This is a genomic window from Bartonella sp. AP57NXGY (assembly GCF_042195805.1).
GTDB lineage: Bacteria > Pseudomonadota > Alphaproteobacteria > Rhizobiales > Rhizobiaceae > Bartonella.
In genome coordinates, this window is record NZ_JBHIOZ010000549.1 from 1 (window position 1) to 674 (window position 674).

Below are 674 nucleotides of genomic sequence, written 5' to 3' on the forward strand. Positions count from 1 at the left end.
TTGTCAATATAGCCTGTCAACTTGGCATCAAGCGTGCCACCAGCTTCAATCGTGCCGTAAACAGCATCATAAGTGCGCGTGATTATTACAGGATCATCAACATATTCCGATGTGTCTGTATCTCCTATTTGAGCCACCCCTGCACCCAAAATATCACCAGATGTAGTCTCAATGCGTGTTGTCGTCTCAATCTTGGTTGTTTCGGTTAAATCACGCCCCTCATTGAGCAGCGTATCGCCATGCATCACAATGTTGCCATTGGCAGCAATTAAACTATAACTATTGCGGATATCGCCGGCATGAACCGTGAGATGACGCCCTGCTAAAATCTGGGCAGCATTATTGGTAAAATGAGGCTGCTGCTGACTAACCGTCGTTGTAACTCTGGTAGTTGTGGTAGTTGTATCAACAAGAAACCACCCATCTGTTTCGGTATGTGATGTTTCATAGACATTGCGATTCACCACTTTATCGCTAACTTCGACCCCACCTTCGCGCATGTTGGTGAGAGCTGAGACATCGAAGATCATATCGCCTGACACGGCTTCTAAAAGACCCGAGCTGTTGATCACATGACCAGCCCGCTCTCCACTTAAACCACGGATGATGAGATTGTCTTCAGCAATGACATCGGCAAACTTATTGATAAAATCCCCATCTAAGGAGAAAATGGC

General features: G+C 46.0%; 1 protein-coding gene. It reads right to left on the minus strand.

All coding sequences use genetic code 11. The features are described from left to right. On the minus strand, positions 1–674 hold a 674-nt coding region (locus ACFIL8_RS11970), incomplete at both ends, for a hypothetical protein (protein WP_375690000.1).